This is a genomic window from Coprococcus sp. AM100_B19A (assembly GCF_027662015.1).
In the GTDB taxonomy this organism is placed as follows: Bacteria; Bacillota; Clostridia; order Lachnospirales; family Lachnospiraceae; genus Allocoprococcus; species Allocoprococcus comes.
In genome coordinates, this window is the sequence record NZ_JAQDKN010000001.1 from 149,657 (window position 1) to 175,774 (window position 26,118).

At 43.6% G+C, this 26,118-nt stretch carries 25 protein-coding genes; 1 reads left to right on the forward strand and 24 read right to left on the reverse strand.

The window, feature by feature from the left end; genetic code table 11:
- The first annotated feature begins 193 nt into the window (after positions 1–193).
- Positions 194–673, forward strand: a complete 480-nt coding sequence (locus tag PGQ33_RS00755; protein ID WP_118219042.1) for an S-ribosylhomocysteine lyase — start codon at positions 194–196, stop codon at positions 671–673.
- Between the two features lie 127 nt (positions 674–800).
- Here the strand turns inward: PGQ33_RS00755 and PGQ33_RS00760 are convergent, their stop codons facing one another.
- The 24 genes from PGQ33_RS00760 to PGQ33_RS00875 all read right to left on the reverse strand — a co-directional run bounded on the left by PGQ33_RS00760 (position 801) and on the right by PGQ33_RS00875 (position 26,104).
- Positions 801–1,358, reverse strand: coding sequence for a 5-formyltetrahydrofolate cyclo-ligase (locus tag PGQ33_RS00760; protein ID WP_270205064.1), 558 nt, complete (start codon positions 1,356–1,358; stop codon positions 801–803).
- Complete coding sequence (locus PGQ33_RS00765) at positions 1,336–1,557, reverse strand: DUF896 domain-containing protein (RefSeq protein WP_055157151.1); 222 nt, start codon at positions 1,555–1,557, stop codon at positions 1,336–1,338. The genes PGQ33_RS00760 and PGQ33_RS00765 overlap by 23 nt, the downstream gene beginning before the upstream one ends.
- 51 nt (positions 1,558–1,608) lie before the next feature.
- On the reverse strand, positions 1,609–1,971 hold the full coding sequence (locus PGQ33_RS00770; protein ID WP_055296647.1) for a hypothetical protein: 363 nt from the start codon (positions 1,969–1,971) through the stop codon (positions 1,609–1,611).
- Positions 1,972–2,066: 95 nt separating this feature from the next.
- The gene (locus PGQ33_RS00775) at positions 2,067–3,737 is read right to left on the reverse strand and encodes a putative polysaccharide biosynthesis protein (RefSeq protein ID WP_270205065.1); all 1,671 of its coding nucleotides are present in this window, start codon (positions 3,735–3,737) and stop codon (positions 2,067–2,069) included.
- A 23-nt stretch (positions 3,738–3,760) separates the two neighbouring features.
- Positions 3,761–4,255 carry an rRNA maturation RNase YbeY gene (gene ybeY, locus PGQ33_RS00780; protein WP_118219035.1) on the reverse strand — a complete coding sequence of 165 codons (495 nt, stop codon included), beginning with the start codon at positions 4,253–4,255 and terminating at the stop codon, positions 3,761–3,763.
- Positions 4,252–5,259 carry a PhoH family protein gene (locus tag PGQ33_RS00785; protein WP_022219964.1) on the reverse strand — a complete coding sequence of 336 codons (1,008 nt, stop codon included), beginning with the start codon at positions 5,257–5,259 and terminating at the stop codon, positions 4,252–4,254. The genes ybeY and PGQ33_RS00785 overlap by 4 nt, the downstream gene beginning before the upstream one ends.
- 3 nt (positions 5,260–5,262) lie before the next feature.
- Positions 5,263–6,513 carry a sporulation protein YqfD gene (locus tag PGQ33_RS00790; protein ID WP_270205066.1) on the reverse strand — a complete coding sequence of 417 codons (1,251 nt, stop codon included), beginning with the start codon at positions 6,511–6,513 and terminating at the stop codon, positions 5,263–5,265.
- Positions 6,514–6,528: 15 nt separating this feature from the next.
- Positions 6,529–6,771 (reverse strand): sporulation protein YqfC, encoded by a 243-nt coding sequence (gene yqfC / locus PGQ33_RS00795; RefSeq protein WP_022219963.1) that lies wholly within the window; start codon positions 6,769–6,771, stop codon positions 6,529–6,531.
- A gap of 100 nt (positions 6,772–6,871) precedes the next feature.
- Positions 6,872–7,675: a hypothetical protein gene (locus tag PGQ33_RS00800; RefSeq protein WP_270205067.1), complete on the reverse strand. Its 804-nt coding sequence runs from the start codon at positions 7,673–7,675 to the stop codon at positions 6,872–6,874.
- Positions 7,676–7,864: 189 nt separating this feature from the next.
- The gene (locus PGQ33_RS00805; RefSeq protein WP_008370804.1) at positions 7,865–8,080 is read right to left on the reverse strand and encodes a FeoA family protein; all 216 of its coding nucleotides are present in this window, start codon (positions 8,078–8,080) and stop codon (positions 7,865–7,867) included.
- A 336-nt stretch (positions 8,081–8,416) separates the two neighbouring features.
- Positions 8,417–9,253: an MBL fold metallo-hydrolase gene (locus PGQ33_RS00810; RefSeq protein ID WP_055157137.1), complete on the reverse strand. Its 837-nt coding sequence runs from the start codon at positions 9,251–9,253 to the stop codon at positions 8,417–8,419.
- A 16-nt stretch (positions 9,254–9,269) separates the two neighbouring features.
- A complete protein-coding gene (gene rlmH, locus PGQ33_RS00815; RefSeq protein WP_022219903.1) occupies positions 9,270–9,749 on the reverse strand; it encodes a 23S rRNA (pseudouridine(1915)-N(3))-methyltransferase RlmH in 480 nt (159 codons plus the stop codon).
- Positions 9,750–9,788: 39 nt separating this feature from the next.
- Positions 9,789–11,813 carry a HelD family protein gene (locus tag PGQ33_RS00820; RefSeq protein ID WP_442872444.1) on the reverse strand — a complete coding sequence of 675 codons (2,025 nt, stop codon included), beginning with the start codon at positions 11,811–11,813 and terminating at the stop codon, positions 9,789–9,791.
- 20 nt (positions 11,814–11,833) lie between these two features.
- Positions 11,834–12,508: an HAD family hydrolase gene (locus PGQ33_RS00825; protein ID WP_117556730.1), complete on the reverse strand. Its 675-nt coding sequence runs from the start codon at positions 12,506–12,508 to the stop codon at positions 11,834–11,836.
- Positions 12,509–12,763: 255 nt separating this feature from the next.
- Positions 12,764–14,149: an NADPH-dependent glutamate synthase gene (gltA, locus tag PGQ33_RS00830; protein WP_117556726.1), complete on the reverse strand. Its 1,386-nt coding sequence runs from the start codon at positions 14,147–14,149 to the stop codon at positions 12,764–12,766.
- Positions 14,149–15,036 carry a sulfide/dihydroorotate dehydrogenase-like FAD/NAD-binding protein gene (locus PGQ33_RS00835; RefSeq protein ID WP_055156711.1) on the reverse strand — a complete coding sequence of 296 codons (888 nt, stop codon included), beginning with the start codon at positions 15,034–15,036 and terminating at the stop codon, positions 14,149–14,151. Before PGQ33_RS00835 ends, gltA begins: the two co-directional genes overlap by 1 nt.
- Positions 15,037–15,330: 294 nt before the next feature.
- Positions 15,331–16,512, reverse strand: coding sequence for an iron-containing alcohol dehydrogenase (locus tag PGQ33_RS00840; protein WP_195250003.1), 1,182 nt, complete (start codon positions 16,510–16,512; stop codon positions 15,331–15,333).
- Between the two features lie 293 nt (positions 16,513–16,805).
- On the reverse strand, positions 16,806–18,179 hold the full coding sequence (locus PGQ33_RS00845) for a chitobiase/beta-hexosaminidase C-terminal domain-containing protein (RefSeq protein WP_270205069.1): 1,374 nt from the start codon (positions 18,177–18,179) through the stop codon (positions 16,806–16,808).
- A 33-nt stretch (positions 18,180–18,212) separates the two neighbouring features.
- Positions 18,213–19,880: a formate--tetrahydrofolate ligase gene (locus tag PGQ33_RS00850; protein ID WP_270205070.1), complete on the reverse strand. Its 1,668-nt coding sequence runs from the start codon at positions 19,878–19,880 to the stop codon at positions 18,213–18,215.
- 32 nt (positions 19,881–19,912) lie between these two features.
- Positions 19,913–22,567 carry an FtsK/SpoIIIE family DNA translocase gene (locus tag PGQ33_RS00855; protein ID WP_055260518.1) on the reverse strand — a complete coding sequence of 885 codons (2,655 nt, stop codon included), beginning with the start codon at positions 22,565–22,567 and terminating at the stop codon, positions 19,913–19,915.
- 143 nt (positions 22,568–22,710) lie between these two features.
- Positions 22,711–23,442: a ClpP family protease gene (locus PGQ33_RS00860; RefSeq protein ID WP_118217821.1), complete on the reverse strand. Its 732-nt coding sequence runs from the start codon at positions 23,440–23,442 to the stop codon at positions 22,711–22,713.
- A 248-nt stretch (positions 23,443–23,690) separates the two neighbouring features.
- Entirely contained in the window at positions 23,691–24,452 is a 762-nt protein-coding gene (locus PGQ33_RS00865; protein WP_117556718.1) for a CFI-box-CTERM domain-containing protein, read from the reverse strand.
- A 23-nt stretch (positions 24,453–24,475) separates the two neighbouring features.
- Complete coding sequence (locus PGQ33_RS00870) at positions 24,476–25,210, reverse strand: YebC/PmpR family DNA-binding transcriptional regulator (RefSeq protein ID WP_022219892.1); 735 nt, start codon at positions 25,208–25,210, stop codon at positions 24,476–24,478.
- A 51-nt stretch (positions 25,211–25,261) separates the two neighbouring features.
- Complete coding sequence (locus PGQ33_RS00875) at positions 25,262–26,104, reverse strand: hemolysin family protein (protein WP_022219891.1); 843 nt, start codon at positions 26,102–26,104, stop codon at positions 25,262–25,264.
- Positions 26,105–26,118: the final 14 nt, after the last annotated feature.

The window sequence follows — 26,118 nt, forward strand, 5'->3', positions numbered from 1 at the left end:
GTGCTTTGCACTCTCGCAATCGTCAAAAACATTCGTAATCCGCTCATTTTTCTTTGAAAAATGGCTACTTACTCATGTTTTTGGCGGGTCAAGATGTCAAAAAACCTCTTGCAAGCAAGCTTGCATCGGCTTTCTGACCTTTTTACCCTGGTATCTTATAATAAACGTAGTACAAAAAAGGAGATACTTGATTATGGAGAAAATTACCAGTTTCACAATAGACCATTTGAAGCTTGTTCCTGGGCTTTACGTCTCACGTAAGGATTGTGCCGGCGAACAGGTCATTACAACCTTTGATATCCGCATGACCAATCCGAATGAAGAACCGGTTATGAATACTGCAGAGGTTCACACCATCGAACATCTTGGTGCAACCTTCCTTCGTAACCACAGGGACTACGCATCAAAAACGCTTTACTTTGGACCGATGGGATGCCGTACCGGCTTCTACCTTCTTCTTGTAGGTGATTATGAATCAAAAGATATCGTTCCACTGATGAAAGAAATGTTTGCTTTTATCACAGACTTCAATGGGGACGTACCGGGAGCTGCTGCAAAAGACTGCGGAAACTATCTGGACATGAACCTTCCGATGGCAAATTATATGGCAAAAAGATATCTGACTGAGGTTCTGGAAAATATTACAGAAAAACAGCTGGTTTATCCTGAATAAGCCTTACTATATGAACCTGAAAATGGGAGTCAAACATACTATCCATTGATTTTCTTCAAATGTTCCTGTATGTTTGCTCCCATTCCTGTTTTCAATCAAAACTCTCTATGATACACTTCCGGAATTTCTACCAGAACCTCTCTTCCGTTGTAACATAATCTGCCGGAAGATCAAATTCTTCGGTCTCAATTTCTTCTACGATCTGCATTTCATAAGCAGCTGCGATCCGGCAGATATCTTTCCGTTTTTCAAAATAACGATCATAAAATCCACCGCCATAACCGACACGGTTCTTTTTTTCATCAAAAACACTTCCCGGCAGGATTGCCAGTGTAGTCTGCCCTTCTCCGGCTTCATAAACAGGGCATTCTTTTTTCGGCTCCAGGATGCCATAAGCCCCCTTTTCCAGATCCTCAAAAGAATGTATCCGATAAAACTCCATCTCTTTTCCCGCTACCCGTGGCACATAGACCTTTTTTCCAAGCTCCCATGCCTTCTCGATCAGTGTTCCGGTTGCCACCTCTCCACGAAAATCAATATACGCAAGAAGGTTGTCTGCATTTTTAAATGTCTCTGTCTCTTCAATGCGTCTCATGATCCGCAGGCTCTTCTCCCGAACCTCTTCTTTTGGAAGTGCCTGTCTCATTTTCAGAAATTTTGCCCTAATTTCCTTTTTTCTGTCCATATTTCTCACCCAGATTTGTAATGGATCCATCCTTCTCCTTGATTGAAATGTTATTAAGCTGTCCGCGAAGATTTCTTTTGAATGCATCTACATATTCCCGTCTGAGAATCTGCTGTTCTTTTTTCTCTTCCTCTGTCAGTCCTTCTGCTTTTGATTTTCTATATAATTCATTAATGCGTTCAATTTTTGCTGTCTCCATTTTTCTTTTGTCCCTTCTTTGTTTTTCTATATAATAATGTTATCTTTTTAATCAGCTGGAATAATTTTCCAGGAACCCATAAAGCTTGTCTTTTCCCTCTAACCGCTTTCCCTCCCGGATCTCATTCTGCAGTTCTTCCGGAAGCTCTTCGACACGGATATTCGTATATTCATAAATACTTGTCTGGTCGTCCAGATAAACAATCACATATCCGTTGCGGTTTTTCAGATAATACACCCCTTCTTTGTGTGCGCCACCTTGAGTGCTGACTGTCTGTTCTGTTTCCTGCTGCTCCGTCTGTTCTGTCCTTGCAATTTCTTTCCTGTAATTATAATCTGCATAATATGCATAAGATAAGATCGCAAGAATCAGAAGAGTCCCCGTTAAAAGACCAATATGATATCTTGTTTCCATAAGGAACACTCCTTTTTCTACAAGTATTGGTCTGCTTGGAGGATTTTATTCATTATGGGGGAATTTTTAGGTTGTGATATCAAATCATCTACAGCTTAGTAATATCTGCGTTCTTTTAATAAATGGCATTTTTTGCAGACTATTACAATTTGGTGACCTTTTGGGAGACCGAGGAGTTCTTTTTCGGACATGCCACCCATTTTAAGGAGAACGACTGCGTATACCGCTACTGCCACGATGAGGGCGATCAGGGTTGCGATTCTTCCTCCGATGAAGGTGTCAAGTACGAAATGCACTGCCCATGCCAAAATTGCCATAACAGCTCCGGCGATAGACGGAATGACAAAAGTCTTACGGCTCTCCTGAAGATATCCACATGCTTCACGGATATCATGTGCATTCATGATACACATGCATAAAGAGAACACAATCTTACTTCCAATCAGTGCATAAATGCCCCATTTGAACATAACAAGCATAATAAACAGAGATACAATATGTAGTATCAGGGATACCATTGCATTTTTTACCGGTTCCATCATACGGTCCAGACCCTGAAGCACTGTATTCGTAACGGTTGAAAGTGAATAAAATACCAGAGAAATCGCTCCGATCTTCAGCATAATTCCCTGTGTTACATTATCTACATTCGGCCACAGGAAATCCATGATAGGCTGACCAAGTGCAAAGAATCCAAATGCGCTTGGAATCGCAATCAGCATCGTGTAACGGATAACTGTATAAATCCGGTTATGTAACAGTCTTCTGTCATGATTCTCTGCCGCGCTTACAAGCCCCGGGATCACAGATGATCCCAATGCACTCGCAACGGCAAGCGGTACGTTAAACAGGGTATAATACTGTCCTAATTTACCAAGAAGCTCTGCACAGACCGCCTCACTAGTTCCCTGTGCACCCATGATCTTATTGAACATTGCACTGTCAATAACATTTGCACTGTTATAAATTGTTGTACTTAAAATGATCGGTGCGATCGTCAGAATCAGGAGTTTGAAAATCGCACGGTAATCATCCAGTTCTTTCGAGGTGTCCCGTTTCATCTGCCGCATCATCGGCTTGCGGAATGCCACATAGCAGAACAGTAAGAACAGCAGACCGAGCAGCGCACCGGCTACTGTACCAAGTGTCCCTCCTGCTGCGGAATAGGCTGGTCCTAAAAGGTTATTTCCCTGCACCTTAGCCATCTGTTTTCCATTTTCCAGAAGAACGGCTGCACCTACAACACTGACAATCGCATTGAGAAGCTGTTCAATGATCTGCGAAATTGCAGTCGGGATCATCGTTCCCATCCCCTGGAAATAGCCACGAAAAACTGCCATAATCGCACAAATCAGGAGTCCGGGAGCAAGCACCTTCAAAGAATAGCAGCTCATTTTGGCTCCCATCAGATATTCTGCGATCGCCTCTGCTCCAAAAAATACGATCACCATGATCGTGACACCAGATAGCGTAGCTATGATCAGTGATGCCTTCAATACCCTGAATGCATTTTTCCGCTCTCCTGCCGCCATTTTGAGAGACACCAGCTTTGATACCGCAACCGGCAGACTGTAAGACGAAATGATCAGAGCAATAGAATACACCTGAAATGCCATATCATAATAGCCCTGTCCTTTAAGTCCCATAATATTGAGCATCGGGATCCGGTATACTGCCCCGATGATCTTTGTGATAATACCGGCTGCCGCAAGGATACTTCCCTGCATCAGAAAACTGCCGCCCTTTGATTTTTTCCTTTTACCCATACGTTAAAACCTCATACTTTTATCTATCTTGTAATTCCCAGCATCTCCAGAACTTCCCGCTGTTTCTTTTCCATCACGAGCCGTTCTTCATCTTCCATATGGTCATAACCTAACAAGTGCAACATACTATGCGCAATAAGGAAAGCAAATTCACGTTCTACCGAATGGCCATATTCTTCTGCCTGTTCCTTTGCGCGCTCTTTGGAAATCACAATATTGCCGAGCATCAGTTCTCCGGTCTCCGGATCAAATGAACTGTCATCTGTATCCAGATATGCATAATCAGCCGGTGACGGGAATTCCGTCATCGGAAATGACAGGACATCGGTTGCACGGTCGATTCCGCGAAATTCTAGGTTCATCTGTCGGATCTCCTCATTCATCGTAAGAAGAAGTTCTACCTGCGCCTCGTACGGACACTTCTCATAATCCAGGACTGCATCTGCAACTTTTGTCGCCAGTTCTTCATAAGGCAGCTTTAAATTCAATGCTCCCTCATCCTCTAAAAATAGTCTCATCTTGTTCCTCGTTTCTTTCTGTCTCTAGTGTGGGATTTTTTCTGTTCCTGCTTTTGCTCGTACTCCTCGTACGCTTTAACAATTCGCTGTACCAGCGGATGTCTGACAACATCCCGGCTGGTCAGACGGCAAATCGAAATATCTTCCAGATTCTTGACTACACTCACTGCCACATCAAGTCCGGATGTCTGTCCTGCCGGAAGGTCTTTCTGTGTAGAGTCTCCGGTGATCACGACTTTGGATCCAAAACCAATACGTGTCAGGAACATCTTCATCTGCGCCGGTGTGGTATTCTGTGCCTCATCCAGAATAATAAAAGCGTTGTCAAGGGTTCTGCCTCGCATATAGGCAAGAGGCGCAACCTCGATCAGCCCTTTTTCTGAATTCTTGATAAAGCTTTCTGCTCCCATGATCTGATAGAGCGCATCATAAAGTGGTCTTAAATATGGATCGATCTTGCTCTGCAGATCTCCCGGCAAAAAGCCAAGCTTTTCTCCTGCTTCAATTGCCGGACGTGTCAGAATGATACGCCCCACTTCATTGCGTTTGAACGCCGTGATTGCCATTGCCATCGCCAGATAAGTTTTACCGGTTCCGGCAGGACCAAGGCCAAAGGTGATCATCTTTTCCCGGATCGCATCCACATATTTCTTCTGTCCGAGCGTCTTTGGTTTGATTGGCTTTCCCTGAAGTGTATGACAGATCAGGTCTTTATCAATTGTCAGAATATCTTCCGCGCTGTCTTCCATCGTAAGGGACAGGGCATAGTCTACATTCTGCTCCTGAATCGTGTTCCCGCGCCTGGAAAGCTCGGTAAGCTGCGACAATACCTGCTGCGCCCTCTCTACATTCTTTTCTTCTCCAAGGACTTTCACCTTTCCATTTCGCGCGATCAGCGTAACATGTAAAGCTCTCTCAATTTTTTTTGCAAATATATCGAACTGGCCAAACACATTTTTTTCATGTTCAGCCGGTATGTCTATCATGGTCTCAAGAATTCCCATAAATCAGTTTCCTTCCTGCTGTATATTTTCTGCATCTGCCTTCGGCAGTTCATGTACCGTTCCTTTTTGTACAATTCCGAACGGTCCGGATAAAACCAGTTTCCCCTTTGCCGAATACCGGTTCGTCTCCCTGTATATTTTAACATCATTCTCTGAAATTTGAACCCCTTTTTTCTCTAATCGGGCGCAAAACTTCTCAAAATTATAGGACAGAATTTCTCTTGCTTCCCTGTCTGTATAAGAAATCTCCTCTTTTCTGCTCTCTTTGCTCCGTTCAACTCTTACCGAGACCGGAAATGGAAAATGTCTCTCCAGATACAGGATATATCTGCAGGTCAGCGCATTATATTCCGGGTAAGGTAGTTCCCGCCTGCCAAAAAGATACAGCCTTCCCGGTGTTTCTATCCAGAACCTCCAACTTTTCTTGCCGGTATCTTTCCATACCGGATGCAGCCTGTCAAGAATATCTGTATACGCAACCGTTGTCTGTGCTATTATGTCTGCATCCGATACCCGGTACTGGTATCCTGTCACCTCATCTGAATCATTCTTTACCTCCACACTTCCACTCACAAGGATCTCTCCTTTTTTTACCTCACTGCCTTCCCGGACAAGCGGATTCCCTTTTCGTGTAATGATCTTCTGAATGATCCCGTCCGCTTCTGCCACAATATCCATCGGCGCTTCCGCCTCAGCTTCTGTCTGCAGCTCCTTCCGGTCAGGATTCTCCCTGACTTTAATCTTCAGACAACTCCCATGAATATAGGCTGAAACCCAGATAATATCGTCGTATTCCATACGAATATCTTTTTCAATCCGGTCACAGTCTACATTCTTTTTTGCCATTCCACAGGCAATTCCCTTTTCTGTCAGAAAAGAAAGCAAAACCTCATCTGTCCTTGCAAGGTTTCCATCAATCTGAATCCTCCATATAAAAGAAGAAAGCAGAAAGATCAGACAGATTGCGATGACCGATCCTGTAAAAAAAAGCTTCCGTCCACGGTATTTATGTATAAAAAACGGGACTCCTCTTTTCTGGGTGATCCGTATCTTTGCCCCGCTCTTCCTGACCATTGGTCGCAGTCTGCGGAAATCCCGGACGCGGATATTCATCTCATATGCCCCTTTTGCCGGTCTCAGATTCCAGAGAAAAATCCCATGATAACAGCAAAGATTTAAAAAGCGTTCCGGTGAATATCCTTCGACTCTGATGCGCAGGTATCCGGCAAGATTATTCAGAATATATCGCAGCATCTTCGTCATCCCTTCCTAAGAATACTCAATTTTCTCTACCTTTCCGGTAATCTTCATATCGGTTGTTGTATAGTAGTTGATCTCAAGTGATTTCCCTGTGATGCGAATCTGCCCGCTACGTACATTTATACGGATCAGCTGTTCGGTATATTCCAGAATTCCACGGTAATTCTCTATATTCACTTCATAATGCCCTGTAAGAGTCAGAATCGGGACACCCAGCACCACATCCTTCGGCAAATTTGCTGCATCTGCCATGCGATACCTTCGTGTCCCGTCTTCTTGTTCGGATCTCTGTCTCATATTGCCGCATATACCGTTTTGTTGACAGTGTATGCTTCAGAACCACATAATATTCCTATGCTGTATAATTGCTGAATTTTCCCGGGAGCAATCTTCCCGCACATGCATGAATTTCGATCCGACCTTTTTCTCCGGCAATAAACTTTAATACCGTTGTCTCATCTGACGATTCCGGTGTCGGTCTTCCAATCGTAAGTACATTCTTCTTTGCGTAAGTTGTAAAGGTATATTCACTGCCCGGCCGCAGAGAACAGATGGGTCTGCCATTTAAGAAAAATGCATCCTGCCCGCCGGTATAACCGCCCTCTTCTTCGATAATACGGATCGTTGCCGGAGTAAAAAGGCAATCCGGTTCCTGCTGTGGCTGTCCCCAGACATTCTGTTGATTATCCCAATCGTTCTGATTCTGGTTCCATCCATTTTGCTGATTATTCCAGCCGTTCTGATTCTGGTTCCATCCATTTTGCTGATTATCCCAGCTGTTCTGGCTCTGATTCCACCCATTTGGCTGATTATCCCAACCGTTCTGGCTCTGATTCCATCCACCTGACTGATTATTCCATCCATTTGGCTGGTCTTCTGATCTGTAATTTCCCATCGGTGCTTTTTTTGCAACCCAGTAAGAAGTGAAACCGCCAATTGCAGCTCCGATAATTCCAAAAACATATGCCCCGTAAAATGCATTATCACCTGCATTCAAAAGCTGCATCAGCCAGGCTCCGACAAAAGTACCGGTAAATTCAAGGCCAAACCACAATCCCAGTGTCAATGCACGATATTTTTTTGGATTCCGTCCTCTTTTTATCGCGTGCTTTCCATTCACACGCCAAAGCCATATAAGACAAATAATTTCTAACATTTGTTTTCCCTCTTTCGCGCTTCTATTTTGTTACATAAAAGTATTATATCTTCAATCGCAGCTGAAAACAATCCATTATTCTGTGAAAACTTTATAAAATCGAACAGACTGGCTCCTCCATGATCCGGACATACAAAAAAATCGATCCTACTTTTCCTGTGATTGTAAGATCGATTTTTCATTTCTTTGTTATACTTGAATTCTCGCGGCGGCATCCTGGCTGATAGCGAACCGCTTCTGGTCAGATGCTATAATCATCATACCACTGGCATCATTCTGGATCACATGGATTTCGCTGCCCTCTTTGATTTTGAATTCCTTTAATTTTTCCAGCACCTCCGGTACTCCGAACATCCATTTGATCGTGTACCATTTTCCCGGAACAGCTGTTGATAATGCCTGCATTTTTACACCTTCTTTTTTTCTCCTTTGACTTTACTACAGTATACTCGCTTTCATATTGGTTAGTCAACGACAATGTTTTTTAGTTATTATATACACAATTCCATTCAATAGCCATATTTAACAATTATTTTCAGAATTCAACTTCTGTTTTATCACCCTCACTATAAGCTGGTTCTGGAAGAAAATCTGATCAAGGCAGACGAGCTGGATGAAGTTCTGGATGCTTATGCAATGACCGAACCTGAAGTCATACTCATAAAAGAAGCAATGTAACAAGATAAAAGCCCCAGGATCTATCAACTCATTACCCGTGATAAATCCTGGGGCTTCCTTCATTTAAAATACCACCGTTTCCCCTGTTCCAAGTGCATGTACCATTTCGCCAAGTTCTTTTTTCAGAATCCTGAATGCAATATTTCCGGTACAGTGACCAGTATAGATTTCCTCTACACCAAGCCCTTTCAATTCCTGCGCAGTTTCCACAACCTCTTCCTCTGGTATGGCAAGTGTATCCATGCCCGAAAGCTTCATCATATGAAATCCACCGACAACCGCATAGACCTTTTGCCCGCCGAGTGCCATCTGCACTTCTCGCACAATATTGACAATTCCCCCATGGGAACAGCTATTAAATATCACCAGTCCTTTTCCCGTCTCAAAAACCACACTCTGCTCATGTGCAAAATCATCTGCAATAAACTCTTCACCGATTTTCCGGTACATGTGCGCCCTGCGTCCCATCTCATCCAGACCACCGGTAAAATGCGGTACGACCCAGACGCCTTTTTCAACTTCACAGACTGCATTTAACGGACGGAACCGCTCTTTATAATTTTCCAGAAGATGCTGCGGAATTCCAATATATTTATCTTTTCCTTCTGTCCGGTAAAAACAGTTCTCAGCAGACGTCTCCTGCATATAGACCGCTGCTTTGTCATTCTCCTTAAAAAACTCCTCGAAACCGCCACTGTGGTCATAATGTGCATGGGATAAAAACGCCGTATCTACTTTCGAAAGATCAATCCCCAGCTCCTTTGCATTTTCTGCAAAGAGCGCTGTTGCGCCAGTATCCAGAAGGTACGTCTTCCCCTCATATTCGATATAAACCGACAGCCCATGTTCTGCACAAAGTCTGCATCTGGAACTGTTTTCTACTAATACTACCATCTTCATATGAATAACCTCTTTTCTATTTGTGATAGGGTTCTCCCGACATGATCCGGTATCCACGGTAAATTTGCTCTAGCAGGATTACACGCATCAGCTGGTGCGGAAATGTCATTTTTGAAAAACTAAGTGCATAATCCGATTTTTCCAGAACTGCCTTCCCGATCCCTATGGATCCGCCAATCACAAAAATAATGTGACTGGTTCCCTGAATGCCAAGTTTTTCAATTTTCTCTGAAAATTCTTCGGAGGTCAGCTGCTTTCCGCCTATCTCCAGTGTAATAAGATATGCATCCTCACGGATATATTTCAAAAGACGTTCGGCCTCTTTTTGCCGGATCATTTCCTCTGCATTTTCGCTGGCATTGTCCGGTGTCTTTTCATCCGCCACCTCAATGATCTCCAGCTTGCAGTAGCGGCTCAGTCTCTTCGTATATTCCGCGATCGCATCCCGCAGATACTTTTCTTTTATTTTTCCAACCGTCAGTACGGTTATCTTCATCCTGTTCCTTCCTCTCTTTCGCTGTATCAGTCTGTACAGTTATGCCCTTTCATACATATAAAGCTCATGCAGTGCTCTTGTTGCACAGATGTATTTTGCCTGCCCGGTCATCGGATTTTCTTTCTTCGGGAACACGCCGAATACCTGATCAAATTCCAGTCCCTTTGCCATATAGAAAGTCGTTACTGTCACGCCTTTTTCAAAGGTACTGCTGTCCCGGTCAATACAGTTTACCGGAAGTCCACGGTTTGAAAGCATCCTGGTCATTGTATACGCCTCGTCCATCGTCTCCGTCAGAACTGCGGCGGTCTCATATTTATCCATTCCGGCATCTGCCTCCCGGATAAGTTCATTTAACAGTTCCTCATCCGAATCAAATGTCTTTTCGGTCACTGGTTTGCCATGACGCTCCAGATATTCCAGATCCTTTTCCCCGGTAAATTTCGCTGCATACTCTGCGATTTCAATAGTATTCCGGTAACTTTTATTCATGATGATCTTGCGGATCGTACGTCCGAAAATCTTCGGCAGGAATGTCAGTACATCCTGCATCTGACTGTCCAGTGTCTGCGCCCGGTCGCCAAGGATCGTCATCCGGCAGGAAAACAGCTGGGACAGTACCACGTACTGCAAATATGAATAATCCTGCATCTCGTCGATCACCAGATGCTTGATATGCTTATGTCTGGTTCCTCCAAGCATCCGGTATTTGAGATAAAGTACCGGAAATACGTCTTCATACTGGAGTTTTCTGTTCTCATACGGAATTTTTGCCAGTGTCTCATACCCACTGTCCTCCAAAAACCAGTTATATATTTTGTAAATATCACGGGTGACATACATCCGGTTGAATTTCTCCCGGATCTCTTCTACCTCATCTTCCGGAAGATTCCGGTTATACAATGTCTCGTATTCATCCACCAGATATTCCATCACCGCATCCATTCTTGCAAGGATCGGAATATCCTGAAATTTGAAATAGAACAGATGGATCAGCTCCTCTTCGGTTTTTTCCAGAGTACGGATCTTAACCGGCTTAAAATCCATCAGCTGATCTTCCAGAACTGCCAGAAAGCCTTCCATCTCTCCGACAAATCCGGCAGACTGCTTCTTCAGATAGCTCTCCCGGATTCCCATCTCCGGAAAATGGATCAGCTTCTCCAGATAATCATAACGGTCCTCACAGTCCGATACGATTCCTTTCAATTCTCTGTACGCAAACAGATCAAAACTCATTTCCTGAATATTTTCTTCTCCAAGCTCTGGCAGAATGTGGGAAATATAATCCGCAAATACGCCGTTCGGTGAAAGGATCAGGATATCCGATGCTTTTAAATTTTTCCTGTCGTGATACAAAAGATATGCAATCCGGTGCAGTGCAACGGAGGTTTTCCCACTTCCTGCGGCTCCCTGAATAACCAGAACTTTGTCCTTTACATTCCGAATGATCTCATTCTGTTCTTTCTGGATAGTACGGACAATATTCTTCAGTTGTACATCCCCGTTACTTCCAAGCTCCTGTTTCAGGATCTCATCATCAATCTTGGTGTCACTTTCAAATGCATAAACCATCTTCCCTTTCTTGATCTTATACTGCCATTTGGAAGTAATCTCCCCTTCAATGGTTCCTCCCGGTGCTTCATAAGAAGCCTGTCCTCTGTCATAATCATAAAAAAGACCGCTCACTGGCGCCCTCCAGTCGTAGATCAGTGGCGTCATTCCTGCCTTAGGCGCAAAATTGCCGATTCCGATGTAAAAACTTTCGCTTTCTTCTTCCCCCTCAAAGAGAAAATCCACTCTTCCGAAATATGGGGAGTCGATCATTTTCTTAAGGCGCTGTTTTTTCATCAGACGTTCATTGTTCGCATTAACTTCTCCGAGAAGTGCCTGCTGATTATCATAATTTTCATAACCATACTCATCCATCTCCGTATAGTTTTCCCAATAATAATCATGCATGCTCTCAATCTGTTTTTCTCCTTCAAGAAACAATGCGTTGATCTCGGTAATGCGTGTCTTCAGTTTCTCTTCAACCTCTTCCAGAAACCGAATCTCACTGTTCATTGCGTCGTTATTACTCATATTCAAACCCTCTCATGATTACATCTTCCGATGATTTGTGCAATCTCTTCCGGCATCTTTGCAATGTAATCTGCACCGGCACTTTGAAGCTCCGCAAGATCTCCGTATCCATACAGGACACCGATCACCTGGATCCCATTCTCCTTTGCACCGTAGATATCATTATTTCTGTCACCGACCATAACGACCTGATCGTAATTCTCCCTTTCCACGCCCAGGTTATCCAACGCATACCGGATCACATCCGCCTTCCGGATCAGAGAGCCATCCATCGTAGCCCCGTAAATCCCTGCAAAATATTTTGCAAAGTCAAATTTGTCCGCAATCCTTTTTGCATACTCTTCCGGTTTGGAAGTCGCCACTGCAAGTATATATCCTTCATTTTTCAAGGATTCCAGCGTCTCCGCAAGCCCTTCATACACCGAATTCTCAAAAATGCCTTTCACCGCATAATATTCCCGGTAATACTTTACTCCAAGCAGTGCCTCTTCCTCAGACATCCCATAATATTTCTCCATCGATTCCGTCAGCGGCGGCCCGATAAATTTCTTTAAAGTATCCCGATCACCAACCTCCCGGTTCATTTTATTCAGCGCATACTCCACCGAATTCATGATCCCCGGTCCCGATTCCGTAATCGTCCCATCCAAGTCAAATAAGATATATTTATACTTCATAATAACCCTCTTTCACAAAATAATACTTTTTTTATTGTACCATTTTTAACTCTTCTTGTCCAGAAACCCTAATCTCCAAACCTCCTTTAAAATCAGCCAAAATACACAAACCAGCGTCCGTTTCTCCGCCCTTTATAACCGCCAGTTTTCTCCCCTTTGCACAACTTGAATTGGAACGATTATTTTTTTCAAAGTGGTCTACACAACCTATACAAAAACCGCAGTCCCTATCAAAGGAAACTGCGGTCATAACCCTTATTTATTTGAAAGATACTCGTCGATACCTCTTGCACCAGCTTTTCCGGCTCCCATAGCAAGGATTACTGTAGCGGCACCTGTTACGGCATCTCCACCTGCGTATACGCCTTCTTTAGAAGTCTTTCCGTGTTCTTCGTCTGCAACGATACATTTCCACTTGTTAACTTCCAGTCCTTCTGTTGTAGAAGAAATCAGCGGGTTCGGTGATGTTCCGAGTGACATGATAACTGTATCAACATCGATCACGAATTCAGAACCTTCAACCGGTACAGGACGTCTTCTTCCTGATGCGTCCGGTTCACCAAGTTCCATACGAACACATTTGATTCCTTTTACCCATCCATCTTCTTCGAGGATTTCTACCGGGTTTGTCAGTAGGTCGAACTGTACACCTTCTTCTTTTGCATGATGAACTTCTTCTACACGGGCCGGAAGCTCTTCTTCACTACGACGATATACGATATGAACTTCTGCTCCAAGACGAAGTGCTGTTCTTGCAGCATCCATTGCTACGTTACCACCACCAACAACTGCAACTTTCTTACCAGCTGCGATCGGTGTATCATAAGAATCATCAAATGCTTTCATAAGGTTACTTCTTGTCAGGTATTCATTTGCAGAAAATACACCGTTGGCATTTTCCCCCGGGATTCCCATGAATTTTGGAAGTCCTGCTCCTGATCCGATAAATACTGCTTCAAATCCTTCGTCTTCAATCAGCATATCGATTGTAGTAGATTTACCGATTACAACGTTTGTCTCAAAGTGAACACCAAGCTCTTTTACTTTTGCGATCTCTTTTGCAACGACTTTCTGTTTTGGAAGACGGAATTCCGGAATACCATATACAAGTACTCCACCGAGTTCATGAAGTGCTTCAAATACAGTTACATCATAGCCAAGCTTTGCAAGATCGCCTGCACAGGTAAGTCCTGCCGGACCAGAACCGATAACGGCAACTTTGTGTCCGTTCTTCTTGTCAGCTCCAACCGGTTTGATGTCATGCTCCAGAGCGTAATCAGCAACGAATCTTTCCAGCTTACCGATAGAAATAGATTCTCCTTTGATACCACGGATACATTTTCCTTCGCACTGTGATTCCTGCGGACATACACGTCCACAAACAGCAGGAAGTGCAGAAGACTGTCCGATAATCTTATATGCTTCTTCGATATTGCCTTCTTTTACTTCATGAACGAATGCAGGAATATTGATTCCTACAGGACATCCCTGAATACATTTAGCATTCTTACAGTTGATACAACGGCTTGCTTCTTCCATTGCCTCTTCCTGATTATATCCGTAACATACTTCTTCAAAATTTGTTGCACGTACCTTCGGATCCTGTTCTCTTACAGGTACTTTCTTTAATACGTCTGCCATTATTCGTCACCTCCGCAATGACCGCATCCACCGTGATGTGTGTCACCTTCCTGTAATTTCAGCATAGCTCTGCCTTCCTGAGTCTTATACATCTGCTGTCTCTTCATTGCTTCATCAAAGTTAACGAGATGTCCGTCAAATTCCGGTCCGTCTACACATGCAAATTTGATTTCATCGCCTACGTGGAGACGGCATGCGCCACACATACCTGTTCCGTCTACCATGATCGGGTTCATGCTGACGATAGTCGGGATTTCGAGTTTCTTTGTGAGCAGACATACGAATTTCATCATGATCATCGGACCGATTGCAACACAGACATCATACTTGTTACCTTCTGCAACAAGTGCTTCGATCTTTGTTGTTACCATACCTGCATGTCCGTATGTACCGTCATCTGTACATGGGTAATAATTTCCTGCAACTGCTTCCATCTCTTTTTCGAGAATCAGCATATCTTTTGTCTTAGAACCAACGATAACATCTACATCGATCCCATGTGCGTGCATCCATTTAACCTGCGGGTATACAGGGGCTGCACCAACACCACCAGCTACAAATAAGATCTTTTTATTCTTCAGACTCTCAATATCCTCTGAAATCAATTCAGATGGGCATCCGAGCGGTCCTGTGAAATCTCTGAAAGAGTCTCCTGCTTTTAATTGTGCCATCTTCTCAGTAGATGCTCCTACTGTCTGGAATACGATGGTAATTGTTCCTTCTTCTCTGTCATAATCGCAGATTGTCAGCGGAATTCTTTCCCCCTTGTCATCCATCTTGACAATTACGAACTGTCCTGGCTCACAGTGCTTTGCCACACGTGGTGCTTCTACATCCATAAGATAAATCTTATCAGCCAGTTTTTCAGCTTTTCTTATCTTGTACATTGCATTGCCTCCTAAAATATTTACTCTCTTTATGATAAATTATTGCAAAGTAAATAGCAAGTATTTCTTTTTAATTTGTTAAAAAATTATTTATGTCATAAATATAACTATCTTTTTTATCTATAAGTACCAATATTTCTTCTATAAATCTGCCAAAATTCTTCCGGTTATCAAAATTTTCAACTACATAAAATCTTGTGCCGACACGAATTTTTACCTGCTGACCGGATATAAAAATGAGACAGACGGTCAATATTGAGTCCGTCTGTCTCTGTAAGAACTGTATTCTCTTTTTTAAAAATCTACTTCTGTTCCATAATATGTACAGTTGAAAAGTTTTTCCATAGCTGCCGGATCGATCGGACGTGGGTTGGATCCTGTACATGCATCACCAACTGCAAGTTCTGAAATCTTTGCAATTTTTTCTTTGAATTCTGCTTCGTCAATACCGAAATCTTTCAGTGTCTTCGGAATATTCAGTTCTACATTAAATGCATCGATCTTTGCACACAGGCTGTTGATCAGCGCTTTCTCAGATGTACCCGGAAGTCCCATTCTGCGTGCGATTTCTGCATAACGTTTTGCAGCGACCGGATCTTTTGCATTATACTTAATTACATATGGAAGATAAATTGCATTTGCGCATCCGTGCGGAATGTGTCCGGTTGAAAATGCCGCACCTGTCTTATGTGCCATAGAATGTACGATTCCAAGAAGTGCATTGGAGAATGCCATTCCTGCAAGACACTGTGCATAATGCATCTGCTCTCTTGCTATCACATCACATTTGTAAGATGCCGGAAGGTAATCCAGAACCATCTCGATTGCCTGCAGTGCAAGCGGATCTGTAAATGGACAGTTCAAGGTAGATACATAAGCTTCGATCGCATGTGTCAGTGCATCCATACCTGTGTAAGCAACCTGCTTTACCGGGAGACCCATGACAAGATCCGGATCTACAATTGCAACGTCCGGTGTAATATTAAAATCGGCAAGTGGGTATTTTACTCCGGTCTGATAGTTGGTAATAACGGAGAATGCTGTTACTTCTGTTGCTGTTCCTGATGTTGACGGAATTGCAGCAAATTTTGCTTTTGTTCTTAATTCCGGGAAGTTGAACGGAATACAGAGATCTTCAAATGTAACATCCGGATATTCATAGAATGCCCACATTGCTTTTGCAGCATCAATCGGTGATCCGCCACCCATAGCTACGATCCAGTCCGGCTGGAACTCCTGCATAACTGCTGCACCTTTCATAACGGTCTCAACAGATGGATCTGGCTCAACACCTTCAAAAAGCTTTACTTCCATTCCTGCTTCTTTCAGATAGTTCTCAGCTCTGTCGAGGAATCCCTGACGCTTCATGGAACCTCCTCCGACAACCAGGATTGCTTTTTTTCCTTTCAGGTTCTTCAGTTCTTCAAGACATCCTTTTCCATGGTAGATATCTCTTGGTAATGTAAATCTGCTCATTTCAAACACTCCTTCGCCCTTAAAGTATGTTATCTTTTTGACAATCACATTGTATCTCAATTCTATCCTTTTTGCAATATTTTATCACAAATAAATTGTATTTGTTTCCATACAATTATACATTTTTAATAAGCCATATTACCCCCACTCTATTCATAAAATATTTGATTTGTGATATATTTCACATATTTACGCAAGTTATCCACAAATGAAAGTAATCGAAAAAGAGTACGCTTTACCAGTCTGCTCTGACAAGCAGACGACTCGGCATACTCTCTTCTTAAAATCGGGTTTTACTCTATATTCAGTTCATAATTTCTTCTTGTGACATCACTTAATCTGCCTTTTTGATCCTGCAGAACAAAGCTGAAAATCGTACTTCCCGCCGGCATTACGATCGGCCCGGTATACTCCTGCGTCGCAGAATTATTCTCCGGATCCGGATCTGATCCATCCGTCGTGTAATATGCCGTATACTTATCCGGTACAACTACACTGATTGATTGGACATGGTTATACTGCCCGGTCGATGGAGTCACCGCCGGCGCATCTGCAATCGGGAACTCAACTTTATAAGTTTTACTTTCTGTCAGGCTTGGAATTCCTTTCTTATTAACAGAAATTGCTTTCACCGTTGTCTCACCTTCACCGATCTTGATCGGTTCCGTATATTTCGTACTTGAAGTTGTCGGCTCTGAACCGTCTGTCGTATAGTAGATCGCTTTTCCTTTTCCGGTCAGTTCCAGTGCCTGCACTTCATCATATGTCTCTGTCTCATCCAGACTAAACTCCGGTTCACCTGACACATAATCCTTCAGTGCTTCAAGAACCGTATCACTGGTACATGCATTCAGAAGCGGTGATACCTTTTCTTCCTGTTTGGTATCAATATAAAATTCTACCGCTGCACGATAAATTTCTGCATTTCCGGACTGCTTTGCAATCTCGTCTGTAAAAACTTCTTCTGCCTGATCCAGATCATCCTTGGCAATATAAACCTTTGAAATCCCTGTATAAGCTTCTGCTTTCTTCGGACTTCCAGAAGCTGCTTTTTCAAATACAGTGAGTGCGTTCTCATATTCGGAAGCTGCCAGAAGCCGGTATCCTTTCTTTACTTTTCCGGTATATGAATTTTGATAAAACAAGAAAATGAGTCCTGCCAGAACAATACACCCCGCCAATAGCATAAGCAGCATTTTCCGGCGTTTTTTTCTGGCGCGCTCTTTTCTCTTTTCTGCCCGCATACGCCGCAATCTGCGTTCTTCTTCATACGCTCTTCTCGTCTGTTCCCGCGCATCTTCTCTTTGACCCACACGTCCGGTAGCCGGTCTGACATCACTGCGTCTGACCACCGCATCTCTTCCACGCCTGGTCACAGTTTCCTGCTGGCGACGACCAACACTTCCCGAATTTCCCACACACCTGGTCTCTCCTCCAACACTTTCCCGTCTTTCATATACCGGATTTGCCGCACCAGAATAGCTGACATCTTGCTTTTCCTGCTCACCCAGATGAAGCGACATTGTCTGTGTAATGCCTCCTTTTAACTGAGCAGTCAGCATATCATCAAGTGGGTTATAATCAGGCACGATCTGTATTTCCCTGCCGCAGCTAGGACAGATCAACTGATCTTCAGGCAAATCTGCTCCACAGTGCATACATTTCATTGTCTTTCGTCTCCTTCTGGTATCATACTTCTTTTAGAACAATCCGGTAATTTTACCGTCTTCTACATCAATTCCATTTGCTGCAGGTACTTTTGGAAGACCCGGCATGGTCATGATTGCTCCGGTAAGGGCAACAACAAATCCTGCTCCTGCATTTACATAGACTTCACGGATATGGATATCAAAGTTCTCCGGACGTCCAAGAAGCTTCGCATCATCGGACAAAGAATACTGGTTCTTTGCCATACATACCGGGAACTTGCCAAAGCCCATTGATTCAATTCGTGCAAGCTGTTTCTTTGCAGCAGGTTCATATACAACACTCTTTGCTCCGTAAATCTCTTTGCAGATTGTCTCGATCTTCTCTGCAATTGATAACTCATCACTGTAAATCGGATGATAATGGCTTTCTTTTGTCTCCAGAGTCTGTAATACTTTCTCTGCCAGCTCTTTTCCGCCGTCTCCGCCTTTGCCCCATACTTCTGCAAGGGCAAATTCGCAGCCTCTGTCTTCGCAGAACTTACGGATAAATTCGTATTCTGCTTCAGTATCACTGACAAATGAATTCAAGGTAACCACAACCGGAACGCTGAATTTCTGCAGGTTCTCAATATGCTTTTCAAGATTTACAATTCCTTTTGCAAGAGCATCCAGATTTTCTTCGTTCAGTTCGTCTTTTGGCACGCCACCATTGTATTTTAATGCACGTACCGTTGCAACCAGAACTACAGCGTCCGGTCTCAGTCCCGCCATACGGCACTTGATATCCATAAACTTCTCTGCACCCAGATCCGCACCGAATCCCGCTTCTGTGATCGTGATATCACTCAGCTTAAGTGCCATCTTGGTTGCACGTACACTGTTGCAGCCATGTGCAATATTTGCGAACGGACCACCGTGTACCAGCGCCGGTGTATGTTCCAGAGTCTGGATAATATTCGGCTTGATCGCATCCTTTAACAGTGCTGTCATTGCACCGGTTGCATGAAGCTGGTCAGCTGTAACCGGTTCTCCGGAAAATGTATAGGCAACAATGATTCTGCCAAGACGTTTTTTCAGATCTTCCAGATCGTCTGCCAGACATAAAATTGCCATAATTTCGGACGCAACCGTAATCACAAAATGATCCTCTCTTACCATTCCGTCCATTTTATTTCCAAGCCCAACTACTACATTACGCAGTACACGGTCATTCATATCTACACACCGTTTCCACACAACCTGTCTCGGATCGATTCCAAGAGCATTTCCCTGCTGGATATGGTTGTCAAGAAGAGCTGCAAGCAGGTTATTTGCCGATGTGATCGCATGAAAATCTCCGGTAAAATGAAGATTCAGATCTTCCATCGGTACAACCTGTGCATAACCGCCACCGGCAGCACCGCCTTTAATTCCAAAGCAAGGTCCGAGCGATGGCTCGCGCAGAGCGATCAGAGCTTTTTTGCCGAGTTTTGCCATTGCCTCTCCAAGTCCAACGGTAATCGTCGTCTTCCCCTCTCCCGCCGGAGTCGGATTGATTGCAGTAACAAGTACCAGCTTTCCATCTGGTCTGTCTTTTACTCTTTCCATCAGTTCATCCGATAATTTTGCCTTATACTTGCCGTAAAACTCAAGGTCTTCCTCTTCAATTCCAACCTTTGCTGCAACCTCGCGAATATGGAGCATCTCTGCCTCCTGTGCGATCTGAATGTCTGTTTTCATAATTATATCCTCCCTTTTTTCTTCTGCGTTTCTTAAACTGATTCTTCTATGTATTGCTCAAACTGTTCCATAGACATCAGTACTTTTCTTGGTTTGGTACCTTCTTCTTCTCCTACGACTCCCGCCTCGGCAAGCTGATCCATAATCCGCGCCGCACGGTTAAACCCGATCTTAAACACCCGTTGGAGCATTCCGATCGATGCTTTGTCTTTTTCAATAATAAACTTTCCTGCATCTACAAAGTAGACATCTTTGTCGTCCTCGGAAGATGCTCCTCCCGCAGATACATTCTGATTACTATTCACCTGCTTCTGGATTTCTTCACTGTAGGCTGCGCCTCCGCTGTTCTCTTTCAGGAAATCAACCACTGCCTGGACTTCTTTATCAGAAACAAAAGCCCCCTGAACACGTACCGGCTTCTGATAGCCAGCCGGATAGAACAACATATCGCCTTTTCCCAGCAGCTTCTCCGCGCCATTCATATCAATGATGGTACGGGAATCCACACCGGATGATACAGAAAATGCTATTCTTGATGGCATATTCGCCTTAATCAGACCGGTAATGACATTAACCGATGGTCTCTGCGTTGCAAGAACCAGATGAAGTCCTGCCGCACGCGCAAGCTGTGCCAGACGGCAGATCGCCTCTTCCACTTCTCCAGGTGCAACCATCATCAGGTCTGCAAGTTCGTCTACGATGATTACAATCTGTGGAAGTTTCTGTGCTTTATTCGGATCATCAATATCTTTAATGTTCTCGACTTTATCATTGTAACCTTTCAGATCACGGACATTATACTCGGCAAAAAGCTGATAACGTCTGTTCATTTCTGCAACCGCCCAGTTCAAAGCTCCTGCTGCCTTCTTCGGATCCGTTACAACCGGGATCATCAGATGTGGAATTCCATTATATACACTTAATTCCACCACCTTTGGATCTACCATGATCAGCTTCACATCCTCCGGTTTTGCTTTGTAGATAATACTCATAATGATTGTATTGATACAGACAGATTTACCGGATCCGGTAGCTCCTGCGACAAGCAGATGCGGCATCTTTGCGATATCTGATACCACCACTTTACCTGAAATGTCACGACCTGTCGCAAATGCGATCCGTGATCTACTTTTCTTAAATTCATCTGATTCCAGAAGATCACGCAGCATAACTGCAGTATTTTCCTTATTCGGAACTTCAATACCGACCGCTGCTTTTCCCGGGATCGGTGCCTCAATACGGATATCAGCCGCCGCCAGGTTCAGCTTGATGTCATCCGCAAGTCCTACGATCTTGCTGACTTTCACCCCCATCTCAGGCTGTAACTCATAGCGTGTAACAGAAGGTCCGCAGCTGATATTAGTGATTGTAACATTCACACCGAAGGTTTGAAGTGTCTTCTGGAGCTTTGCTGCTGTCTCCCGCAGATGCGCATCCGAATCTCCGGAGGTTTTACTTCCATGCTTCAACAGACTAAGAGGTGGAAAGCGGTATTCCCTGACCGGTTTCTCACTTTTTGCAATCGTATCTGCAACAGCAGCCACCTCTTTTGGGATATCTGCCTTAACTTTTGAATTTCCGGAGACCTGTCTTTTTATTCCGTCTTCTGTCTGCACCGCTGATAAATTTTCTTCAGCCACATCTGTCTGTATATCTTTACCGGATTCCGTCTTTTTTTCTGCTTCCTGCATCGCTCCTTTTAAGAACTTCGGGAGTTTTTCTTTCACCGGCTCAAGGGGAACCGGTTCCGGATCCGGGATCAGCTCTGTAGCGGAAAGGGGCATCGCACGATTGATCACTACATCATCCAGTGCAATTTTCCCAGTCTGTTCCATAATGTGCTTTGCAGCCGCTTCTTCTGCACCGGCAAGCACGCTGCTCATATCCTTCCGGCTGCGTCTGGTAGCTTTCTTTTCTGTGCTTTCCTTTGCTTCTTTTCCGGCTTTTTCTTCTGCTTTTTCTGCCTCGTTCTCTTTTCCTCCAACTGTCGAATTAAAGGAAACGCCGCTTACCTGATAATCAACACGCATAGCTTCCCGTCTTGCCCTGCGTTCCTCAGCCTCTTCTTTACGCTTCTGCATGTCCTCTCTGGCACGGTCATACGCTTTTTCCCCGCCGATCTTCATTCCTTTTAGAATAGACTTTTCTGTGATAAGGACTACACAGATCACCATTAAAATGATCACGACAACATATGTACCAACTTTACCGATTGCCGGCACCAGTCTGACCGCAATTGCCTTTCCGACAGATCCGCCTTTTTCATCGATCAGTTCAAAGAGCACACAGCACTGAACCAGTAATACAACGCCTGCAACAGTCTTAATATATGCGATCCTGTTTCCTTTATTGGAAACCACAAACGCGACTCCACAAAATAAAAGCAGTGGAAATACATACGCCATCCAACCCATCATTCCCTGCTGCAGTGCTGCAATCTTTCTTCCAAATGCACCTGCAAGTCCGAAATTGCTGATTGTGAGCAGAATCCCTACCGCAAGTGTCACCCAGATCAGAATCTCCGTTGCAAGAAATGATTCTTCCTGCGGCACAGCTTTTGATGTGGTATTCTTTCTGGTTGTCTTCGCAGATTTTGCAGACTTTGCACTTGTCTTCTTCGTAGGCTGCCGCTTTTTCGCCGTGCTCTGCTTTGCATTTTTCTTTGTTCCGGTTGTCTTTGAAGCCATCAAACTTCCCCCTTGTATTTATACTCTTTATCTTGTAATCAAATGACCGATTCCTTCTCCTCTCTCCCCAGATATAGTATCCGGAATCAGTCATCAAAAGTGTATACTTGTACATACTATTTTATTATAGCATCCTCTTCGCCTTATGTCATCTCATAATTTTTATCAGTATTTTCCATTTTTTCATCAATCATTTCATGCAATTTATTTAATGCATCTCTTATTCCGCCAACTTCGTCAATGAGTCCTTCCTCCACTGCACGTTTTCCTTCCAGCATTGTCCCCACATCTTTGACAAGCTGTGTGGAATCCAGCATCAGTTCTTCAATCCGCTCCTGTGACATTCCGGAATGCTCTGCAAGGAATCCGGTGATCCGGTCCTGCGTCTTTTCAATATTCCGCAGGCTTTGTGCCACACCGATGAACATTCCGCTTGTCCGCACCGGGTGAATGATCATCGTCCCACTTGGAACAATAAAAGAATAATCTGCCGACACGGCAAGAGGGCCACCGATAGAATGACACCCTCCAAGTACCAGAGATACTGTCGGTTTACTTAAAGACGCGATCATTTCCGCAATCGCAAGTCCCGCCTCCACATCTCCGCCCAGTGTATTTAAGAGAATCAGCACACCATCAGTCTGAACACTGTTCTCAATCTGTGCCAGCTTTGGAAGCAGGTGCTCATACTTGGTTGCCTTTGTACTGCCGGAAACCGTCTCATGCCCTTCTACTTCGCCGATGATCGTGAGTAGCTCGATCTGATGATTCCGACGTCGGTCAAGCGAAAGCATTCCCATTTCTTTAACATGTTCATCTTCTTCCTTTGTGGTTTCCGGCTCCGTCTCTCTGACTGCCTTTTCTTTATTTTTCATATTTTCTACAGTCTGTTCCCTGCTCTTTTTCTTGCGTATCTGGTATTCTTTTACATCCGTTTCTTCCTGTATTTTCATTGCCGCATTCCTCCGTTCTTTTTAGCTTAGTATGGACAATGCTTATGAAAATATGCAGGATTTTCGCCACAGAAATGAATCGCAGATTCTTGTACTGACACAAATCTGTACCTGATTCACTGTATATGCAAAAGAGAATGCGACTCGGCACATTCTCTTTGATTTAAACATTATGAAAATAAATATTTCCTGCGCAGGCTATATACCATATCCGTATAAATCTTGCGGCATGCCTCCAGATTATCGGATTCGATCATGGAAACACATGGGTGAAGATAACGGCTCCAGATATCTGCATATACATCTTCTGAATTTTCCATCCGGTTGATCCGGTTTACGATTGTTGGAGCAATATCGTAATACTCGGCAACAATTTCTTCGCCGCCTTTCTGATTCACCAGATATTCATCTCTGTATCTTCTCATCAGATTCAGTTCGTAACAGTCATCCGGTTTGCCAAGACTTGCACATACGGCTGTAGTAATATAGCAGAGACGTGATTTGAAGCCTCCCTGGATCTGCTCGAATTCCGATTTACTGATCTTTAGTTCCAGATCATGATCATTCCAGCGTTCAATCATGCAGTCTACAATCTCTTCACAAGCATCCATTCTGCCATAACGGAACATCGGGATCACATATGTAACCATGCCCAGATTATATTTCATAAGTACATTTTCTTTTTTTCTTTTTGAACTTTCCTGATCCAGTACTTCCCGCATTCTATCCGGCAGAACAGCAGCAATCTCTTCAATCTCTTCCTGTCTGTCTTCCGAATTCTCGCATTCCTGTGCAATCTCAGCAAAAAGCGGCTTATACTTCTCGTATGCATTTTTAAACGAATCCGCATAAGTCTTTTTATTGAAATCTCTGGAAATCGGAATAATCTGGTCAAACAGGTCATTCAGTCCATTCTGTATACTCTGATTCATTCAGGTTCCTCCCGGAATCGATCCTATGCTTCTTCCCAGTTATGATATACTTCCTGTACATCATCATCATCTTCAAGAAGATCAAGCGTCTTCTGAATGTTCTTGATATCTTCTTCGTTGTCCAAAGTTACCCATGTCTGTGGAATCATTGTAACTTCTGCGCTTGCCATCGGAATACCCGCTTCTTCCAGAGCAAGACGAACCTCACTGAAATCATTCGGATCTGTAAGAATTTCAAAGCTGTCCTCTTCTTCCGAAAAATCTTCTGCTCCTGCATCCAGTGCCTGCATCATCAGATCATCTGCATCCAGTTCACATTCTTCTTTATCGACAATGATCTGTCCTTTCTGATCAAACATGAAAGAAACACATCCACTGGTTCCGATATTTCCTTTTCCCTTTGTGAAAGCGCTTCTTACATTAGAAGCAGTACGGTTACGGTTATCAGTAAGTGCATCAACGATGATTGCAGTTCCGTTCGGTCCGTATCCTTCGTATACGATGTGTTCGTAGTTGTTAGCATCTCCGTCTCCGGCTGCTTTTTTGATACTTCTGTCAATATTGTCATTTGGCATATTATTTGCTTTTGCCTTTGCAATCGCATCACGGAGTCTGCTGTTGTTAGCCGGATCAGCTCCGCCTCCTTCTTTGACTGCTACAGCGATTTCACGACCGATCTTCGTGAATACTTTTCCTTTTGCTGCGTCGTTTTTTTCTTTTTTATGCTTGATATTCGCAAATTTTGAATGTCCTGACATTACTTTTTACCTCTCTTCAGTATTTTTACTATTCTCAATTGTACTATTTTATCACTTTTTTGTCCTACTGACAAGGACTTTGCGTATTGTATTATTATCAACTGACAATACATGGAACAGATAGCCTCCGAATTCCACCTGACATTCTTCATCTTCCGAAGGAATTCTGTCCAGGCAGTCGATCAGATAACCATTGATCGTATCGTAATCTTCTTCGTTGAAACTGATTCCCAGAAGCTCTTCCAGATCCTCCAGCTGTGTCATACCATCCACGATATATGTACCATCTGCCTGTTTGATGATCAGCTCTTCTTCCTCATCATACTCATCCTGGATATTTCCAACGATTTCTTCTACAATATCTTCCATCGTAACGATCCCTGATGTCTGTCCATACTCATCCAGCACGATCACCATATGGCTCTTGTCCTGCTGCATCTGTTGAAACAGTTTGTCAATCGCCTTTGTTTCCGGGATAAATCCTGCCGGACGGATGGCATCCTTCAGATCATGCACCGGTTTTTTCCTTGCCGGACCGTCCAGGTAGCTCTGCATCGCATCCCGGATATGAAGAATCCCCACAATGTTGTCAATATCTTCTTCATAAACCGGGAATCTGGATTTGTTCTCCTCCAGCATAAAGGTAAGTGCTTTTTCCAGAGATTCCTCTCCATCCAGTGCTACGATATTTTTCCGGTGCGTCATGATATCTTTTGCATCCGAATCCATATATTCAAAAATGTTGGTGATCATCTTCATCTCACGTCTTGTCAGAACACCTTTTTCATAGCCTTCCAGTACTTTTTCAATGATTTCTTCTGCAATTTTCTCTTTATCTTCATTGTCAGAAAATACATTTTTCATTTTCTGAAGTAAATTACCTTCCGTTTCCATTGCTTTCCATACTT

Coding starts and splice junctions, on each gene's coding strand:
- PGQ33_RS00850 (WP_270205070.1), bottom strand. CDS start 19,880: ATGAAAACAGACATTCAGATCGCACAGGAGGCAGAGATGCTCCATATT.
- PGQ33_RS00845 (WP_270205069.1), bottom strand. CDS start 18,179: ATGAAATGTATGCACTGTGGAGCAGATTTGCCTGAAGATCAGTTGATC.
- PGQ33_RS00785 (WP_022219964.1), bottom strand. CDS start 5,259: ATGGGAATTCTTGAGACCATGATAGACATACCGGCTGAACATGAAAAA.
- PGQ33_RS00860 (WP_118217821.1), bottom strand. CDS start 23,442: ATGAAAAATAAAGAAAAGGCAGTCAGAGAGACGGAGCCGGAAACCACA.
- PGQ33_RS00870 (WP_022219892.1), bottom strand. CDS start 25,210: ATGTCAGGACATTCAAAATTTGCGAATATCAAGCATAAAAAAGAAAAA.
- PGQ33_RS00810 (WP_055157137.1), bottom strand. CDS start 9,253: ATGAAGATGGTAGTATTAGTAGAAAACAGTTCCAGATGCAGACTTTGT.
- PGQ33_RS00775 (WP_270205065.1), bottom strand. CDS start 3,737: ATGGGTAAAAGGAAAAAATCAAAGGGCGGCAGTTTTCTGATGCAGGGA.
- PGQ33_RS00865 (WP_117556718.1), bottom strand. CDS start 24,452: ATGAATCAGAGTATACAGAATGGACTGAATGACCTGTTTGACCAGATT.
- PGQ33_RS00875 (WP_022219891.1), bottom strand. CDS start 26,104: ATGGAAACGGAAGGTAATTTACTTCAGAAAATGAAAAATGTATTTTCT.
- gltA (WP_117556726.1), bottom strand. CDS start 14,149: ATGGCAGACGTATTAAAGAAAGTACCTGTAAGAGAACAGGATCCGAAG.
- PGQ33_RS00800 (WP_270205067.1), bottom strand. CDS start 7,675: ATGTTAGAAATTATTTGTCTTATATGGCTTTGGCGTGTGAATGGAAAG.
- PGQ33_RS00755 (WP_118219042.1), top strand. CDS start 194: ATGGAGAAAATTACCAGTTTCACAATAGACCATTTGAAGCTTGTTCCT.
- PGQ33_RS00790 (WP_270205066.1), bottom strand. CDS start 6,513: ATGCTGCGATATATTCTGAATAATCTTGCCGGATACCTGCGCATCAGA.
- PGQ33_RS00765 (WP_055157151.1), bottom strand. CDS start 1,557: ATGGAGACAGCAAAAATTGAACGCATTAATGAATTATATAGAAAATCA.
- PGQ33_RS00825 (WP_117556730.1), bottom strand. CDS start 12,508: ATGAAGTATAAATATATCTTATTTGACTTGGATGGGACGATTACGGAA.
- PGQ33_RS00840 (WP_195250003.1), bottom strand. CDS start 16,512: ATGAGCAGATTTACATTACCAAGAGATATCTACCATGGAAAAGGATGT.
- PGQ33_RS00855 (WP_055260518.1), bottom strand. CDS start 22,567: ATGGCTTCAAAGACAACCGGAACAAAGAAAAATGCAAAGCAGAGCACG.
- rlmH (WP_022219903.1), bottom strand. CDS start 9,749: ATGAAGATAACCGTACTGACGGTTGGAAAAATAAAAGAAAAGTATCTG.
- yqfC (WP_022219963.1), bottom strand. CDS start 6,771: ATGGCAGATGCAGCAAATTTGCCGAAGGATGTGGTGCTGGGTGTCCCG.
- PGQ33_RS00835 (WP_055156711.1), bottom strand. CDS start 15,036: ATGTACAAGATAAGAAAAGCTGAAAAACTGGCTGATAAGATTTATCTT.
- PGQ33_RS00805 (WP_008370804.1), bottom strand. CDS start 8,080: ATGCAGGCATTATCAACAGCTGTTCCGGGAAAATGGTACACGATCAAA.
- PGQ33_RS00770 (WP_055296647.1), bottom strand. CDS start 1,971: ATGGAAACAAGATATCATATTGGTCTTTTAACGGGGACTCTTCTGATT.
- PGQ33_RS00820 (WP_442872444.1), bottom strand. CDS start 11,813: ATGAACAGTGAGATTCGGTTTCTGGAAGAGGTTGAAGAGAAACTGAAG.
- PGQ33_RS00760 (WP_270205064.1), bottom strand. CDS start 1,358: ATGGACAGAAAAAAGGAAATTAGGGCAAAATTTCTGAAAATGAGACAG.
- ybeY (WP_118219035.1), bottom strand. CDS start 4,255: ATGAGACTATTTTTAGAGGATGAGGGAGCATTGAATTTAAAGCTGCCT.